This is a genomic window from Comamonas nitrativorans (assembly GCF_042654765.1).
GTDB lineage: Bacteria > Pseudomonadota > Gammaproteobacteria > Burkholderiales > Burkholderiaceae_C > Comamonas > Comamonas nitrativorans.
This window is the reverse complement of the sequence record NZ_JBHSEW010000008.1, coordinates 23853-39532: the sequence shown is the minus strand read 5'-3', so window position 1 is coordinate 39532 and position 15680 is coordinate 23853. Positions and strand designations below refer to the sequence as shown.

Sequence of the window (15680 nt, the reverse complement as noted above, 5' to 3'; positions counted from 1 at the left end):
CGTGCAACTACGAAACAACATCCTGTGGATAGGTTGCCTGACTGCGGCGGCACAAGCCTGCGCCCTGACGTTGGGCGCACCCCACGGCCCGGTTGTTCTTGGCGCCCCTTTGGATATCCGCATCACCGTCACGCCGGACCCGGATCAGACCCTGGCCAGCAGCTGCATCGAAGCCCATGCGCTGTTTGGCGAGACCCCGGCGAAGATTCGCACCGATTTGCAACCGCCCCACACGGTGCGCCTGCACTCCCTGCAGGCGATCAATGAGCCATTGGCCACGCTGCACCTCTCTGCCGGCTGTACCGGCAAGGTTTCGCGCAGCTACACGCTGTTTGCCGACCCGCCCGGGCTAGCGCCGCCAGCGCCCGCCCTGCCGGCCTCGGCCAGTGCGCCACGGCCCGGCGCATCGGCAACAGCAGGCACCGCCTCGGCCACACCGCCCGCCCCGCGCCGCAGCCCGCCCAAAACGACCACCGCGAAACGCCCCGCAGCACCGAAAAAGCCCGCCCCGCCACCCCCTGCTCCGCCCGCCACCGTGCCCACCCCCAGCACCGCCGCAGAAGCCAGCGCTGCGACGGCAGCGGCCCCTGCGGACACCACGCTGCAGGCGGCGGCAACCACCGCGCGGCCGGTGCTGCGCATGGATACGCTGTTCCTGTTCCACGACCCTGCCGAAGCCACGGCTGCCCGGCCCGATACGACGATTGCACTCGCGCCGACGCCTGCCGCAGAAGTGGCAGACGAGCGCCTGCAGGAGCTGGAAAAACAGCTCTCCAGCCTGCAGCAGCAACAAAAGAAGGACCGCGCACAAATTCTGGCCCTGACCAGCCAACTGGCCGTCACTGCTGCGGCCGACACCGTCCCCCTGTGGCTGTACCTGCTCCTGGCCGCCCTGGTGGCATCCCTGCTGGCCATTGCCTATTTGCTCCACCGCCTGCGGGTGGAACGCACCCAGGCGCAAGACGGGTGGATGCAAGCCGTGCGCAGCGCACAGCCGGCACCCGCAACATTCGGCGCCCCGGCCACCGCGCCAGTGCAGGCGCCTGTGCCGGCTCCCACCCCGGTCACCACGGCGGCAGAGGTTGCCGCCCCGCCCGAACCTGTTCCTCCACCCGCTCCCCCCCAGGAAGCGCCAGAAACTGCGCCCCCGGCCAAGCCGAATAGTTTTTTGCTGCCCCAGGCAGACAATTTTCTGGAGGACGACCAGGAGGGCCCGCCTTCGGCCTACTTCACCGTGACCTCGCAGGATTTTCTGGACACCCAGGAACAGGCGGAGTTTTACGCCTCGATCGGCGAATACGACGAAGCCATCGCACTGCTGCAGACGCATATCGCCAGCGACAGCAACAGCTCGCCCCTGCCCTACCTGAAGCTGCTGGACTTTTTCTACCAGCTCAGCCGTACCGACGCATTCGAGCAGACCCGCCAGGACCTGGAAGCGGCCTTCAACATCCACGCCCCCAGCCTGGCCCAATACCATGCCCAGGGCCCGGGGCTCCTGGAGGGGTACCCGACCCTGCTCACCCATATCGAGGCCCTGTGGCCCAGCGACGAAGTGCTGGCACTCCTGCGCGGAGCCATCCACTACCCGACCAAAACCCCGGCACTGCCCGAGCCTCTGCCACGGCTGGCGCCCACGGCTTTCCATGAATTGCTGCTGTTGTACGGCATTGCACAGACCACCCCGGCAGCCACACGCGGCAGCCTGACCGGGCGTACCAGCACCATCGCCGCCGCCCAGAACAGCGCGGCCCTGACCGCGCCGGCGGCAGCGCCGCTGCTGGATCTGCCGCACTTTGACGCCAGCCAGGATGCCGGACTGCCGGAGCTGCCAGAACACTTGGAACTGCCAGCGCTGCCGCAAACCCAGTCGCCCGAACTGCCCCCCCTGGCCGAAGAAACAGCAGCGCCCCCCGCCACCACCTTGGCGACCGCCGACGATGCGCTATTGACCGACTTCGGGCTGGACTGGCCCTTGTCCACCGACGCAGCCGAAAGCGCGGCCCCCACGCCGCCCGCCGAAGAAGCGTCCGCCCTCCCGTTCGATCTGGAAGGGCTGGACTTCGACAACTTCGAATTCAAGCCAACCGCCCCGCCGGATACCAAGGCTTAAAAAAACCTGTTCACGATCTCCACGGCATTGCATTGAGTGCCTTGCCGCCATGGCATCCGCCCATCTGGCGGCTTGGCGGCCTTGCGCCTGCGCCGTGCGGGGGCAAGCTAGGCCCGCCACAGGCCGAAAATCCGCGCTGATGACGGTAAATCACCCCCGGATTGCATCTTTTGCCGACAGTGCGCTCAAGTCCACCCCATTTACCAGCTTCTGCACGCATTTTTAGCCGGTTTTCCTGGCGGTTGGCAGCATATTTTTGACTCCCGTTTTCTGCGCCCTGCAGGTGCTGGATATTGATAAAGCGTTTCTAGAATCCTCCCCGGCCCGGTATACGGCCAATAATCAAAAACAGGATTCAGGAAGGACATCGATATCCAATGAAAGTAAAAATCCAGAAAAAATCCATGCTCTGCCTGGCAGCGCTGGCCATCAACATTCCGGTATCGCACGGCCAGTCGAGCGTGAATATCTCCGGTTTTCTAGATATCGGTATTTATCGGGACAGCGCAAAAACCATAAAAATCGGTCCGCTGAAACGCAGCAATATCGCCCTCAGCGCAACCGAAGACCTTGGCAACGGGCTGCGTGCGCATGTCATGCTCAGTCACCGCTTCGAAACCGACACCGGGGAGAATGAATCCTTCAACAAACCGTTTTTCCACGGGGAATCCACCCTCGGGCTGTCCGGCCGCTTCGGTGCGGTAAAGCTGGGGCGGCGGCTGGATGCCATCTATGACAAGCAATCGCTTTTCGACCCCTGGGACAATTTCCACCGCATTGCCTCACCGGCCTGGAATGTCTGGAATTCCAATTACCCATCCGATCCGCAAGGCAACAATAACCATCCGGAATGGGGCCGCCTGAACAACGGTATTTACTACGATTCTCCGTCGGTGCATGGATTTTCTCTGCATCTGAGCGGGTCACCGGAAACCGATGCCACCGCCCTAAACAAACCCCTGGCGACGGTGCTGCTTTATAAAAATACCCGCTTCAGCGGAATGCTGGGTTACGGAAAAAACAGCCAGGGCAATACGGATGCGGTAGTGGGCTGGAAAACCACGTTCCACCATCTCAGCCTGATGGGCTCGTACGACGTGAGCAAAAGAAACGGCTCCACGGCCAAGGCCACCACCCTGGGCCTGCTCTACAAAATGAATCCTGTCACGCTGCGGGCCGGCTGGGGGCGCCTGAATCGGGACGGAGACAAGAAAAAAGAAATATTCAGCCTGGGCGGGTCTTACAACCTGTCCAGAAGAACCAGCCTCTACGCCGATGCGGCGCACAATATTTTTCCGGATAAATCCGTGAATACCTTCGGCATCGGCATCAGTCACGGTTTTTGAGTACCTGCCGGGCCAGATCGGCAATCCCCGCTTCGTCCAAACGAAGCGCCTGCACCGGTTGGCGCTGTTCCCAGTGCACAAAGTTGCGGGTTTGCGAGCGCAGGTACTGCGGGTCGTAGTGCCGCGCCATCAGCTCGGCAAACAGGTCGGCCCAATGGCCGGCCTGCGCCCAGGCTTGCCAGCGGGCAATGGTTTCCCTGCCCTGCAGCTCCTTGAGCAGCCCCAGCCGTTCGCACAGCAGCGGCACATCGTCGCCCAGGTAGGCATAGTCGCGCAGCAGGTATTGCAGCCGGACATCGGGGGCCGCCTGCACCTCCACCACCGGGGCGGTGCGCATGTGCCCGATCAGCTCCAGCGGCACGGCCAGACGGCCGATCTTGGCGCTTTCCCCCTCGATGAACACCGGTTGGGCCAAATCGAGCCGGGCGATGGCCGCCAGCAACTGCGTCTCGAACGCCTTCTGGCTGGGCTGCGCCACCCCGGGCAGGCTGCCCAGGAGAGAGCCTTTGTGGCAGGCCAGCCCCTCCAGATCGATGATTTGCGCCCCTTGCGCCTGCAGGGCGTGCAGCAGCCGTGTCTTGGCGCTGCCGGTGGCGCCGCACACCACGCGCAGCCGCAATTGCGGCACCAGCTTGCGCAATTGCTCGGTCACATGGTGGCGGTAGGTTTTGTAGCCCCCGGCCAGTTGCTGCGCATCCCAGCCGACCAGGCGCAGCCAGGTGACCATGGAGCCGCTGCGCATCCCCCCGCGCCAGCAGTACACCAAAGGCTTCCAGTGGGCGGGCCGGTCGGCCAGGGCGGTGTGCAGATGGCGGGCCAGATTGGCCGCAACCAGCGCGGCCCCCAGGCGCTTGGCCTCGAATGCGCCTTTTTGCTTGTACAGGGTGCCGATGGTGGCCCGCTCCTCGTCGCTTAACACCGGGCAGTTGATCGCCCCCGGAATATGGTCAAGGGCAAATTCAGCCGGTGAACGGGCATCGATCACGGTGTGGAACTGGGCAATTTCCGTGACACGGACGGGCTGGCGGTGGGTCATACGCGGCAATAGGGCAAAAACCAAAAACAGCGGCCATTGTCGCCGCCACGGCCCGCGCCCCGCCCAAACCGGCCCCGCCGCTACAATTTGGCCCGTTTTTGTCCTCCTGGAGAGCTTTCCGCCATGCCCCGAAATCCTGCCGCCAGCACCGCCGCCCCCCGCCTCACCTCCCTGTCGCACGGCGGCGGCTGCGGCTGCAAGATTGCCCCGGGGATACTGGCGCAGCTGATCGGCCAAAGCACCCTGCCCACCCAGCTGTTTCCCGACCTGCTGGTGGGCACGGAAACCGCCGACGACGCCGCCGTCTATCGCATCAACGACCACCAGGCGATCGTGGCGACCACCGATTTCTTCATGCCCATCGTCGATGACCCGCACGACTTCGGCCGCATCGCCGCCACCAACGCCCTGTCGGACATCTACGCCATGGGCGCCACGCCGCTGATGGCGCTGGCCATTGTGGGGATGCCGATCAACGTGCTGCCGCACAGCACCATCGCGGCAATTCTGGACGGCGGCGCCAGCGTCTGCCGCGCGGCAGGCATCCCGCTGGCGGGCGGGCATTCGATCGACTCGGTGGAACCCATCTACGGGCTGGTGGCCATCGGCATCGTCGATCCCCGGCAGCTCAAGCGCAATGCCGATGCCCAGGCGGGCGACGTGCTGATTCTGGGCAAGCCCCTGGGCGTGGGCATCCTGTCGGCGGCGCTGAAAAAGGAACTGCTCGATGCCACGGGCTACGCCGCGATGATCGACGCCACCACGCAACTGAACCGCCCCGGCCCCGATCTGGCGCAGCTGCCCGGCGTCCATGCCCTGACCGACGTGACCGGCTTCGGCCTGCTGGGCCACACGCTGGAACTGGCGCGGGGCGCCAGCCTGACCGCCCACATCGACGCCGCCGCCCTGCCCCTGTTGCCCGGCGTACCGGCGTTGGCCGCGCAAGGCATCGTCACCGGCGCATCGGGGCGCAACTGGGCTTCGTATGGAGAGCAGGTGCAACTGGCCAGCCACATCAGCGACGTGCAACGCGCCGTGCTGACCGACCCGCAGACTTCCGGCGGCCTGCTGGTGTCGTGCCGCCCCGAGGTGGTCGATCAGGTACTGGAAACATTCGCCCGCCACGGCTTCGGTTCCGCCAGTGTTATCGGAAAAATGCTAGCTGGCCCCGCCCAAGTGGTGGTCGATTAAGCCAAAAACCTCTCTGGAACGCTCACAAATCCAGCGGAAGAAGCTATTTTATAAGGAGCTGGCTTCCATCCCCACCGGCGCGGTAGAGCGCCGGTCGATCTTGCGGCTCAGCACCACCGAGGTATAGGTCTGCTGGATGCCGTCGATCATGCCGATGCGGTCCAGCAGGGCATCGAGCTTCTCGTTGCTCTCGCAGCGCAGGAACACCATGTAGTCGTACTGGCCGCTGACGGCGGAAACCTCCTCCACCTCGACCAGCCGGTTCAGCGCCTGCATCACCGACGGCGCCATCTTCGGCTGCACCCGGATGCCGCAATACGCCCGCACGGCCGCCTGCTCCATGCGCGTGCCCAGGCGCACGCCGTAGCCGGCAATCACGCCCTCCTGCTCCAGCCGGGCAATCCGGGCCACCACGGTAGTGCGGGCCAGGTCCATTTGCCGCGCCAGATGGGCGGTAGAGGCGCGGGCGTTCATGTGCAGCAGGCGCAGCAGCTGGCGGTCGATGTCATCCAAACGGTATTCCATAGGGCGCGATTGTGCATGAGCGCCCAGCGTGCCAGCGGTTGCGATTAAGCTATGCGCCCCATGCCAGTGACGATTTCCGCCCCGGTTCACCACGAACTCATCATCAAGAAAAGCCGCTTCATCGCCTGCGTGCAGCCCATGCCCGACCGCGCCAGCGCCCAGGCCGTGGTGCAGCAGTTGTGGGCGCTGCACCCCGGCGCAGCGCATGTCTGCTGGGCGCTGCTGGCGGGCGGGCAATCTGCTGCCGTGGATGATGGCGAACCCAGCGGCACCGCAGGCCGCCCCATGCTGGAGGTGCTGCGCCACCAGGATCTGGAAGGCGTGCTGGCCACCGTGGTGCGCTACTTCGGCGGCGTCAAACTGGGCGCAGGCGGCCTGGTGCGGGCCTACACCGATGCCGTGGCGCAGGCTCTGCTGCATGCGGAAAAAGTGCCGCTGCAACGCCTGCTGACCCAGCAATGCCAGCTCCCCTACGCTCTGGAAGGCTGGCTGCGCCGCGAGCTGGAGCAGGCCGGGGCCACGCTGACCCAGGTCGATCACCAGGCCATGGTGCGCATGCAATGGCAGTTGCCCGAAACCGCCGCCCCCGCGCTGGCCGAGCGCATCGGCGAAGGCGGCCAGGGCCGCATCGCCTGGCTGGAACACTGGTAAGAGCGTGTTTACGCTCTAAAACACCCCGCTTTTCCGGCGATTGCACCAGACGGGCCGGGCCTACAGTCGGGCCAGACTTCCCCCTGGAGCTTTGCCATGGATATCCGCTATGCCAGGGCCTTGCGCGATGCCACCACCGCCTGGGCCAACAACCGCACCACCGACGCCGTCACCCTGCAGGAACTGCGCCACCGCGCCCCGCAGGAAGCGCCCGAAACCAAGGTGGTCACCGCCCCCAGCGCCAGCCAGATGGCCGTGCTGCAACCCAGCCTGGCGCAATACGGCCACCTGGGCACCAGGCTCAATCTGTTTGCCTGAAAACCTATAAAAAATAGCTGCTTGCGCTGATAAATAGTAGATTTCAGGTATTTTCATATCTGAAATCCTTGCTATATCAGCGCAAGCAGCTATTGTTTTTACCTACCGGATTACTTCCTGGTTTTGGCCGCCGCCTTCACCGTGGTTTTGGCGGCCTTCGCCACCCGGGGCTTGGTCTGCGGTTGCTTCGGCTCGGCCACGCAATCGGCGTAGAAGCGCAGCTCGCCGTTCTCATCCTCCACTTCCACCAAGCCGTGGATGTCGGTCTCGAAGCCGGGGCACAGCTTGGAGAACTCGCGGGCGAACAGCAGGTAATCGACGATTTTCTGGCTGAACACCTCGCCCGGAATCAACAGCGGAATGCCCGGCGGATACGGCGTGATCAGGCCCACGGTGATGCGCCCGGCCAGCTGGTCGATCTCCACGCGCTCGGTCTTGCGCTGGGCGATGTGGGCGTAGGCATCGGCGGGCTTCATCGCCGGGGTCAGGTCGCCCAGGTACATCTCGGTGGTCAGGCGGGCGATGTCGTACTTGGCGTACATCTCGTGGACGTGCTGGCACAGGTCTTTCAGACCCATGCGCTCGTAGCGGCGGTGCTGCTGCACGAACTCGGGCAGGATGCGGGCCAGCGGCTGGTTGCGGTCGTAATCGTCCTTGAACTGCTGCATGGCGGCCAGCAGCGTGTTCCAGCGGCCCTTGGTGATGCCGATGGTGAACATGATGAAGAAGGAATACAGCCCGGTCTTCTCCACCACCACGCCATGCTCGGTCAGGTATTTGGAGACGATGGACGCGGGGATGCCCGTCTCGGCAAAGTCGCCGTTCAAATCCAGCCCCGGCGTGACGATGGTGGTCTTGATCGGGTCGAGCATGTTGAACCCGTCGGCCAGATCGCCAAAGCCGTGCCAGTTGTCGATGTCCTTGCTGTCCTCGCGGTGCTTGCGGGCGGCACGTTTGGGAGCGGCATCCTTGCCGCGAATCACCCAACTGTTGGCGCGGCCAATGCCGTCTTCGGCCAGCTCTTCCGGCCCCCAGACTTCAAACCACCAGTCGTCGTCGCCAAACTCGTCCTCCACCTTGCGCATGGCGCGGCGGAAGTCCAGCGCTTCCAGAATGCTTTCCTCGACCAGGGCGGTGCCGCTGGGCGGCTCCATCATCGCGGCAGCCACGTCGCAGCTGGCGATGATGCTGTACTGCGGGCTGGTCGAGGTGTGCATCAAATACGCCTCGTTGAACAGATGGTGGTCGAGCTTTTCCGTCTGGCTGTCCTGCACCAGCACATGCGACGCCTGGCTGATGCCGGCCAGCAGCTTGTGGATGGACTGCGTGGCATAGACCACCGATGCCTTGGGCCGCGCCCGCTTCTTGCCCATCGCGTGGTAGCTGCCGTAGAAAGGGTGGAAGGCGGCGTGCGGAATCCAGGCCTCGTCAAAGTGCAGGTTGTCCACGTAGCCGTCGAGCAGGCCCTTGATGGTTTCGGTGTTGTACAGCACGCCGTCGTAGGTCGATTGCGTCAGCGTCAGGATGCGCGGCTTGACGGTTTGCGCATCCACGCCCTTGAGCAGCGGGTTGGCGGCGATCTTGGCGCGGATGGTCTCCGGCTCGAACTCGCTTTGCGCAATCGGGCCGATGATGCCGAAGTGGTTGCGCGTGGGCTTCAGAAACACGGGGATGGCCCCGGTCATGATGATGCTGTGCAGGATGGACTTGTGGCAGTTGCGATCGACCACCACCACGTCGCCCGGCGCCACCGTGTGGTGCCAGACGATCTTGTTGGACGTGGAGGTGCCGTTGGTGACGAAATAGCAATGGTCGGCATTGAAAATCCGCGCCGCATTGCGCTCCGATTCGCCAATCGCGCCGTTGTGGTCCAGCAGCTGGCCCAGCTCCTCCACCGCGTTGCACACGTCGGCCCGCAGCATGTTCTCGCCATAGAACTGATGGTACATCTGGCCCACCGGACTTTTCAGAAACGCCACGCCGCCCGAATGGCCGGGGCAGTGCCAGGAATACGAACCGTCCTCGGCATAGTCCAGCAGCGCCTTGAAGAACGGCGGCTGCACGCCCTCCAGATAGCTCTTGGCCTCGCGGATGATGTGCTTGGCGACGAACTCGGGCGTGTCCTCGAACATGTGGATGAAGCCGTGCAGCTCGCGCAGGATGTCGTTGGGCAGGTGCTGGCTGGTCTTGGTCTCGCCATGCAGGTAGATGGGCACGTCCTCGTTCTTGCGCCGCACCTGGCCGATGAAGCTGCGCAGGCTGTGGATCACCGGCGCGGTGTCTTCCTCCAGGCCGAACTCCTCGTCGTCGATCGACAGGATGAAGGCGCTGGCCCGGCTTTGCTGCTGGGCAAACTGGCTCAGATCGCCATAACTGGTCACGCCCAGCACCTCGAAGCCTTCGGCCTCGATGGCCTGGGCCAGGGCACGGATGCCCAGACCGGACGTGTTGTCCGAGCGGTAGTCTTCGTCGATGATGACGATCGGAAACCGGAATTTCATGCGCACCCCCTGAAAAACTGGGCATGATGGTGGGAGGAAAAATAGCCGCGCAGTGTAATGAATATCTGCGTCAAAGGAGTGAACAAACCATGCAGGCAAGCACAATTTGGTGGACTTTGGCCGGACTCATCCTGGCCACCGAACTGGCCACGGGCACCATCTACCTGCTCATGATCAGCGTCGGCATGGCCGCCGGGGCCATCGCCGCCCACCTGGGGCTGGACTGGCCCGCCCAGGCCGCCTGCGCTGCCATCGTCGGCATGGTGAGCATCCTGCTGGGCCGGCGCATCCGCCGCCATCGCGCCCCGCGCCTGCCGGCCCAGGCCAGCCCGGACGTGAACCTGGACATCGGCGAAACCGTCCATGTCGAGCAATGGGGCAGCGACGGCACCGCCCGCGTGCCCTACCGGGGCAGCCAGTGGAACGTGGCCCTGCGCCCCGGCAGCCTGCCCACCTCCGGCCTGCACCGCATCATCGAAATCCAGGGCAACCGCCTGATCGTCGATAAAGCCTGAAACCGCCGCCCCCACCCTTACACTGCCCACCCCTGACCCTGTTTACTAGATAGAAAGGCTCCGCTATGGAAGTTGCCATCGTCCTCCTTGTCATCGCCGTGGTATTCATCACCCAGGCCGTGAAAGTCGTACCCCAGCAGCACGCCTGGATCCGCGAGCGCCTGGGCAAATACGCCGGCACCCTGACCCCGGGGCTGAACTTCATCGTCCCCTTCGTCGATCGCGTCGCCTACAAGCATAGTCTGAAGGAAATCCCGCTGGACGTGCCCAGCCAGGTCTGCATCACCCGGGACAACACCCAGCTCCAGGTCGATGGCATCCTGTATTTCCAGGTCACCGACCCGATGCGGGCCAGCTACGGCTCCAGCAACTACATCATGGCCGTCACGCAACTGGCGCAAACCTCGCTGCGCAGCGTGATCGGCAAGCTGGAACTGGACAAGACCTTTGAAGAGCGCGACATGATCAACGCCCAGGTGGTCAACGCCATCGACGAAGCCGCGCTGAACTGGGGCGTGAAGGTGCTGCGCTACGAAATCAAGGATCTGACCCCACCCAACGAAATCCTGCGAGCCATGCAGGCGCAAATCACCGCCGAACGCGAAAAACGTGCCCTGATCGCCGCCTCCGAAGGCCGTCGCCAGGAGCAGATCAACATCGCCACCGGCGAGCGCGAAGCCTTCATCGCCCGTTCGGAAGGTGAAAAGCAGGCCGCCATCAACAAGGCCCAGGGCGAGGCCACCGCCATCGTCACCGTGGCCAGCGCCACGGCCCAGGCGCTGGAGCGCGTGGCCGCCGCCATCGAAAAGCCCGGCGGCACCGAAGCCGTGCAGCTCAAGATCGCCGAAAGCGCCGTCGGCGCCTACAGCAAGGTCGCACAAGACGCCAACACCACCCTGATCGTGCCGAGCAACATCTCCGAAGTCTCCGGCCTGATCGCCTCGGCCATGCGGGTGATGCAGCAGGGAAAAGCGAAATAATTCCGCTTTTCCGCCAATAGCCACTTTTTACACGCTAGAATGCTAGCTTCACCGCCAGGAGAGGTGGATGAGTGGTTTAAGTCGCACGCCTGGAAAGCGTGTGTAGGTTAATAACCTACCGCGGGTTCGAATCCCGCCCTCTCCGCCAAGATCAGAACCCCTGTAATTCATTGAATACAGGGGTTTTTCTTTTGCCGACAGGACACCTTCCATTGGGTCTGCCTCAGTAAAAATTGGCCAGCTCGGGCAGTTCCAGCAGCGCTGCGTGGTGGCCGGCTTCGATGGCTTCTTCTGTGCGGTGGAAGTCCATCAGCCCCAGGTGGGCCAGGCGGGGGGCGATGAGCAGTTCGGGCGGGTCGCCGGCCAGACGGCTGCGGGTGATGCGCATCTGCATGATGTTCACGCTGTTCATGGCCACGTCCAGCACCGAGGGCATTTCGCTGCCCGGCACGGTGGCGGTCGGTACGGCTGGCGACATGGCCTCTGCTTCGGGCGTTTCCGGGCGCCAGGGACGCCAGCCTTTTTGCCACCAGCGGCTGGCCTCGCTGACTTCTTCTTCCACCGCCAGGGACACGGGGGCCGTGCGGCGGCGCATGATGTCGGCGTTCAAATCCACGGCGATGACGATGTCGGCGCCCATGGCCCGTGCCAGGGAGACGGGAACGGGATTGACCAGCCCGCCATCGACCAGCCAGCGTCCCCGTGCGGCCACCGGGGTGAACAGGCCCGGCAGGGCGATCGAGGCCCGCACGGCATCGACCAGGGAGCCTTGGCGCAGCCAGATTTCAGCCCCGGAATACAGGTCGGTGGCCACGGCGGCAAACGGCAGGTGGCAGCCGTCGATGCCGCAATCGGTGAAATGCTGGCGCAGAAAGGCCATGAGTTTTTCACCCTTGAGCATCCCGCCCGACCAGCGAAAGTCCATGAACTGAAAGACCTTGCGCCGGTCCAGGGTGAGCGCCCAGTCGGTAAAGCGGTCCATCTCGCCAGAGGCGTAGACGGCGGCCACCAGGGCGCCGACCGAGGCGCCGCACACCACGTCGGGCTGCACCCCGGCGTCGCGCAGGGCGCGTAGCACGCCCAGATGCGCCCAACCCCGGGCCGAGCCGCTGCCCAGCGCCAGGCCGATTTTCGGGGTGCGGGCGACGGTGGGCGGCATATCAGTCCTCTTGCGCCAGACGGGCCAGCATGGCCGCTTCGTCCAGCACGGGCACGCCCAGCTCCTGCGCCTTGGCCAGCTTGCTGCCCGCATCGGCCCCGGCCACAACAAAGCTGGTTTTCTTGCTGACGGAGCCGGCCACCTTGGCCCCGACGGCTTCGAGCATGGCCTTGGCGGCGTCGCGGCTCAGAGTGGGCAGGGTGCCGGTCAGCACCACGGTCTGCCCGGCCAGGATTTGCGCCTGCTGCTCGCCCTCGCCTTCGGGCCAATGCACGCCCGCATCCTGCAAGGCCTTCAACACTTCGCGGTTGTGCGGCTGGGCCAGAAAGCTGTGGATGCTGTGCGCCACGACGGGGCCGACGTCATTGACCAGCAGCAGCTCCTCCTCAGTGGCGGCCAGCAGCGCTTCCAGATTGCCGAAATGGCGGGCCAGGTCCTTGGCGGTGGCTTCGCCCACATGGCGAATGCCCAGGGCGAAGATGAAGCGGGCCAGGGTGGTGGCCTTGGAGCGCTCCAGCGCGGCCAGCAGGTTGAGGGCCGATTTCTCGCCCATGCGCTCCAGGCCGGAGAGGGTGGGCAAGTCCAGCCGGTACAGATCGGGCAGGCTGTGGATGATGCCGCCATCGACCAGTTGATCGACCAGCTTGTCGCCCAGCCCCTCGATGTCCATGGCACGGCGGGCTGCGAAGTGCAGCAGCGCCTCCTTGCGCTGGGCGCTACAGAACAGGCCGCCGGTACAGCGGTGGTTGGCTTCGCCCTTTTCGCGCTCGACCAGGCTGGCGCAGATGGGGCATTGCCGGGGCATCTGGAAGTTGGGCACATAGCCGCTGCGCGGGCCGGGCACGCGGCCCACCACTTCGGGAATCACGTCGCCGGCACGGCGCACGATCACGGTGTCGCCCAGGCGCACTCCTTTTTTGCGGATTTCAAACAGGTTGTGCAGCGTGGCATTGGTCACGGTGACGCCGCCGACGCTGACCGGCGCCAGCCGCGCCACGGGGGTGAGCTTGCCGGTGCGCCCGACCTGCACGTCCATGCCCAGCAGGGCGGTGGGCATCTCCTCTGCAGGGTATTTGTGCGCCACGGCCCAGCGCGGTTCGCGGGTGACAAAGCCCAGTCGCTGTTGCAGCGCCAGGTCATTGACTTTGTAGACCACGCCGTCGATCTCGTACGGCAGGCTGCCGCGCTGCTGGCCCAGGCGTTCGTGAAACGCCACCAGTTCGGCGGCACCCTGCGCCAGCGTGATCTGGTCGGCCACCGGAAAACCCCAGGCCTTCAATTGCTGCAACAAGGCGTAATGGGTGCCAAAGCGCGGGCCGCCCGCCTCGGCGATCGTGACATCCCCCAAGCCATAGGCGAAAAACGACAGTGGCCGCTGCATGGCGATGTGCGAATCGAGCTGGCGCACCGACCCGGCGGCGGCATTGCGCGGGTTGGCAAAGCGCTTGGCCCCGGCGGCCTCCTGCTGGGCATTGAGCCGTTCGAAATCGGCGCGGCGCATGTAGACCTCGCCGCGCACCTCGACCAGCGGTGGCGCATCGGGCGGCAGCAGCAGGGGAATCTGGCGGATGGTGCGGATGTTGTGCGTCACGTCCTCGCCCACCTCGCCGTCGCCGCGCGTGGCAGCCTGCACCAAACGGCCAGCCTCGTAGCGCAGGCTCATGGCCAGGCCGTCGAACTTGGGTTCGGCCACGTATTCGATGGCCGGGTCGCCTTCCACCCGCCCCAATTCGCGGCGGATGCGGGCATCGAAATGCTCGGCCCCGGCAGCGGTGTTGTCGGTTTCCGTGCGGATGCTGAGCATGGGCACGGCATGGCGCACCGGCAGCAGGCCATCGCGCACTGCGCCGATCACGCGCTGCGTGGGCGATTCGGGGGTGACGAGCTGGGGGTAGGCCCCCTCCAGCGCCTGCAATTGCTGGAAGACGCGGTCGTACTCGCCATCGGGCACGCTGGGGGCGTCCTGCACGTAGTACTCGTGCGCCCACTGCAACAGCTGGCGGCGCAGGGCATGGACTTTATCAACTACGCTTTTAGGAGCTTGTTGCGCTGATGAAGCCTCTTTTTCAGATGGAAATAGGTCTAGATTTCCTGTCATTTCAGCGGGATAAGCTCACAAAATAATTAACTGAACAAGCGCCGCGCCAGGGGCGAACCTGCTGCCAGCGCATGGGCGGCCAGGGCGGCGTACAGGCCGTCCAGGTCGGCACCGATCTGCCCGAGCATGTCCGCCTGCAAGGGATTGCCGTCCGGGTCGCAGAGTACGCCGTCCATGCTTTCGCCCAGGGCCTGCAGCGCCTGGCACAGGCGCTCGAAAGGGGCCAGGGCTTGCGCCACCTGGGGCACGTCCAGGCTCAGGAGCAGGTCGTACACGGCGGTGCGATCCAGGTCTTCGGCCTGCGCGGCCTGGGCGTCGAAGGCCAGGGTCAGCAGCGGCGGCAGCCCGGCCTCGGGCGCAGGCAGCACCATGCGCCCGGGCATGTTGGCGGGCACGAAGCCCAGGGCCGCCGCCTGCTGGGCGATGTAGCCGGGACTCCAGGCCGCACGGGCGGGGCGCAGCATGAAGCTCAGCTGCGCATCGTGCTGGCTGGCGAACTGGTCGATGTCGCGGGCGCGGGCCACTTCGTGCAGCATGTCCGGCAGCTCCACGGCCACGCCCAGGGTGTCGGCAAAGGTCTGCACCTTGGCGACAAATTCGGAAAACTCGATTTCATTGAGCGCCCCCAGGCGGTTGGCCAGTTGCACCCCGGCCTGCAAGTGGCTGTAGCGCTGGCCGGAGCGCACGGCCTCCCACTGGCCGGTGGCGGCATTGCGGCCTTCCACCTGAAACGGCTTGCTGCCCGCGCGGCGCGTGGTCGGCTGCACTTGCAGAATGGTTTCCCCGGACAGGGCCGACTCCAGCGGCAGCAGGGCGATGGCATCCAGCAGGCTATCAAGGGCCGGGCGCTTGTCGGCGGCAGCGGCGGGCAGCACCGGCGCGGGCATGGGGTCGGCCTGTGCAGTGGCCGAAGCACCCGAAGACGCCGAAGAGGCTGTGGTATCGGCCTGCGGGGTGACGTGCAGCAGCGGGTCGTCGACCAGCAGGTCCCCGGCGTCGGGGGCCGCATCCACCGTCAAATCTGCGGGAGGGACGCGCGGCGCCGTCGCCTGGGTGATGTCCACCCCGCCCAGGTCGGGCTCCTGGCGCGGCACGGCATGCTGGCCGGACGGCGGCGGCGCGGCCTTGCGCGGTGCGGCGCGGCGGTAGACCCAGGCGTTGTAGACCAGTACCAGGCCCAGAAAGACGATGCCCAATACTGCCAAACTGATTTGCAAGGTGCTCATTGCTTCATCCCTGTTTCTTTG

Annotated in this window: 13 protein-coding genes and 1 tRNA gene; 8 read left to right on the top strand and 6 right to left on the bottom strand. The window is 65.1% G+C overall.

All coding sequences use genetic code 11. The features are described 5' to 3' along the window. The first annotated feature begins 1 nt into the window (after position 1). Positions 2–2113: a hypothetical protein gene (locus ACFO3A_RS09975; RefSeq protein WP_377726014.1), complete on the top strand. Its 2112-nt coding sequence runs from the start codon at positions 2–4 to the stop codon at positions 2111–2113. Between the two features lie 377 nt (positions 2114–2490). Then, positions 2491–3459, top strand: coding sequence for a porin (locus ACFO3A_RS09970; protein ID WP_377726012.1), 969 nt, complete (start codon positions 2491–2493; stop codon positions 3457–3459). Here ACFO3A_RS09970 and mnmH read toward each other — a convergent pair. Next, the gene (mnmH, locus tag ACFO3A_RS09965) at positions 3443–4495 is read right to left on the bottom strand and encodes a tRNA 2-selenouridine(34) synthase MnmH (protein ID WP_377726011.1); all 1053 of its coding nucleotides are present in this window, start codon (positions 4493–4495) and stop codon (positions 3443–3445) included. The two genes, ACFO3A_RS09970 and mnmH, sit on opposite strands and share 17 nt — an antisense overlap. 123 nt (positions 4496–4618) lie before the next feature. Between mnmH and selD the strand changes: the two genes are divergently transcribed. Next, a complete protein-coding gene (gene selD / locus ACFO3A_RS09960) occupies positions 4619–5686 on the top strand; it encodes a selenide, water dikinase SelD (RefSeq protein WP_377726009.1) in 1068 nt (355 codons plus the stop codon). Positions 5687–5734: 48 nt separating this feature from the next. Here selD and ACFO3A_RS09955 read toward each other — a convergent pair whose 3' ends face one another. After that, positions 5735–6211: an Lrp/AsnC family transcriptional regulator gene (locus ACFO3A_RS09955; RefSeq protein ID WP_377726007.1), complete on the bottom strand. Its 477-nt coding sequence runs from the start codon at positions 6209–6211 to the stop codon at positions 5735–5737. A gap of 60 nt (positions 6212–6271) precedes the next feature. Between ACFO3A_RS09955 and ACFO3A_RS09950 the strand changes: the two genes are divergently transcribed. After that, complete coding sequence (locus tag ACFO3A_RS09950; protein ID WP_377726005.1) at positions 6272–6862, top strand: IMPACT family protein; 591 nt, start codon at positions 6272–6274, stop codon at positions 6860–6862. A 96-nt stretch (positions 6863–6958) separates the two neighbouring features. Further along, positions 6959–7180 carry a hypothetical protein gene (locus ACFO3A_RS09945; RefSeq protein ID WP_377726004.1) on the top strand — a complete coding sequence of 74 codons (222 nt, stop codon included), beginning with the start codon at positions 6959–6961 and terminating at the stop codon, positions 7178–7180. 110 nt (positions 7181–7290) lie between these two features. Here the strand turns inward: ACFO3A_RS09945 and ACFO3A_RS09940 are convergent, their stop codons facing one another. Then, positions 7291–9681, bottom strand: coding sequence for an Orn/Lys/Arg family decarboxylase (locus tag ACFO3A_RS09940; protein ID WP_377726003.1), 2391 nt, complete (start codon positions 9679–9681; stop codon positions 7291–7293). 89 nt (positions 9682–9770) lie between these two features. Here ACFO3A_RS09940 and ACFO3A_RS09935 point away from each other — a divergent pair, with 89 nt between their 5' ends. The 3 genes from ACFO3A_RS09935 to ACFO3A_RS09925 all read left to right on the top strand — a co-directional run bounded on the left by ACFO3A_RS09935 (position 9771) and on the right by ACFO3A_RS09925 (position 11324). Beyond that, entirely contained in the window at positions 9771–10196 is a 426-nt protein-coding gene (locus tag ACFO3A_RS09935) for an NfeD family protein (protein ID WP_377726000.1), read from the top strand. Between the two features lie 65 nt (positions 10197–10261). Then, positions 10262–11176 (top strand): SPFH domain-containing protein, encoded by a 915-nt coding sequence (locus ACFO3A_RS09930; protein WP_377725999.1) that lies wholly within the window; start codon positions 10262–10264, stop codon positions 11174–11176. A 57-nt stretch (positions 11177–11233) separates the two neighbouring features. Continuing rightward, positions 11234–11324: transfer RNA gene (locus tag ACFO3A_RS09925), tRNA-Ser, on the top strand. Positions 11325–11399: 75 nt separating this feature from the next. Here ACFO3A_RS09925 and rssA read toward each other — a convergent pair. From rssA to ACFO3A_RS09910, 3 genes are read right to left on the bottom strand one after another with little or no spacing between them, the layout of a single operon-like run. Then, positions 11400–12335 (bottom strand): patatin-like phospholipase RssA, encoded by a 936-nt coding sequence (gene rssA / locus ACFO3A_RS09920; RefSeq protein ID WP_377725997.1) that lies wholly within the window; start codon positions 12333–12335, stop codon positions 11400–11402. Between the two features lies 1 nt (position 12336). Next, on the bottom strand, positions 12337–14433 hold the full coding sequence (gene ligA, locus ACFO3A_RS09915; RefSeq protein WP_377725996.1) for an NAD-dependent DNA ligase LigA: 2097 nt from the start codon (positions 14431–14433) through the stop codon (positions 12337–12339). Positions 14434–14459: 26 nt separating this feature from the next. Continuing rightward, positions 14460–15659, bottom strand: coding sequence for a cell division protein FtsZ (locus ACFO3A_RS09910; protein ID WP_377725994.1), 1200 nt, complete (start codon positions 15657–15659; stop codon positions 14460–14462). Positions 15660–15680 lie beyond the last annotated feature (21 nt).

Excerpts from the sequence above, each read along its gene's own strand:
- ACFO3A_RS09970 (WP_377726012.1), top strand. The coding sequence starts at position 2,491 with ATGAAAGTAAAAATCCAGAAAAAATCCATGCTCTGCCTGGCAGCGCTG.
- mnmH (WP_377726011.1), bottom strand. The coding sequence starts at position 4,495 with ATGACCCACCGCCAGCCCGTCCGTGTCACGGAAATTGCCCAGTTCCAC.
- selD (WP_377726009.1), top strand. The coding sequence starts at position 4,619 with ATGCCCCGAAATCCTGCCGCCAGCACCGCCGCCCCCCGCCTCACCTCC.
- ACFO3A_RS09955 (WP_377726007.1), bottom strand. The coding sequence starts at position 6,211 with ATGGAATACCGTTTGGATGACATCGACCGCCAGCTGCTGCGCCTGCTG.
- ACFO3A_RS09950 (WP_377726005.1), top strand. The coding sequence starts at position 6,272 with ATGCCAGTGACGATTTCCGCCCCGGTTCACCACGAACTCATCATCAAG.
- ACFO3A_RS09945 (WP_377726004.1), top strand. The coding sequence starts at position 6,959 with ATGGATATCCGCTATGCCAGGGCCTTGCGCGATGCCACCACCGCCTGG.
- ACFO3A_RS09940 (WP_377726003.1), bottom strand. The coding sequence starts at position 9,681 with ATGAAATTCCGGTTTCCGATCGTCATCATCGACGAAGACTACCGCTCG.
- ACFO3A_RS09935 (WP_377726000.1), top strand. The coding sequence starts at position 9,771 with ATGCAGGCAAGCACAATTTGGTGGACTTTGGCCGGACTCATCCTGGCC.
- ACFO3A_RS09930 (WP_377725999.1), top strand. The coding sequence starts at position 10,262 with ATGGAAGTTGCCATCGTCCTCCTTGTCATCGCCGTGGTATTCATCACC.
- rssA (WP_377725997.1), bottom strand. The coding sequence starts at position 12,335 with ATGCCGCCCACCGTCGCCCGCACCCCGAAAATCGGCCTGGCGCTGGGC.
- ligA (WP_377725996.1), bottom strand. The coding sequence starts at position 14,433 with ATGACAGGAAATCTAGACCTATTTCCATCTGAAAAAGAGGCTTCATCA.
- ACFO3A_RS09910 (WP_377725994.1), bottom strand. The coding sequence starts at position 15,659 with ATGAGCACCTTGCAAATCAGTTTGGCAGTATTGGGCATCGTCTTTCTG.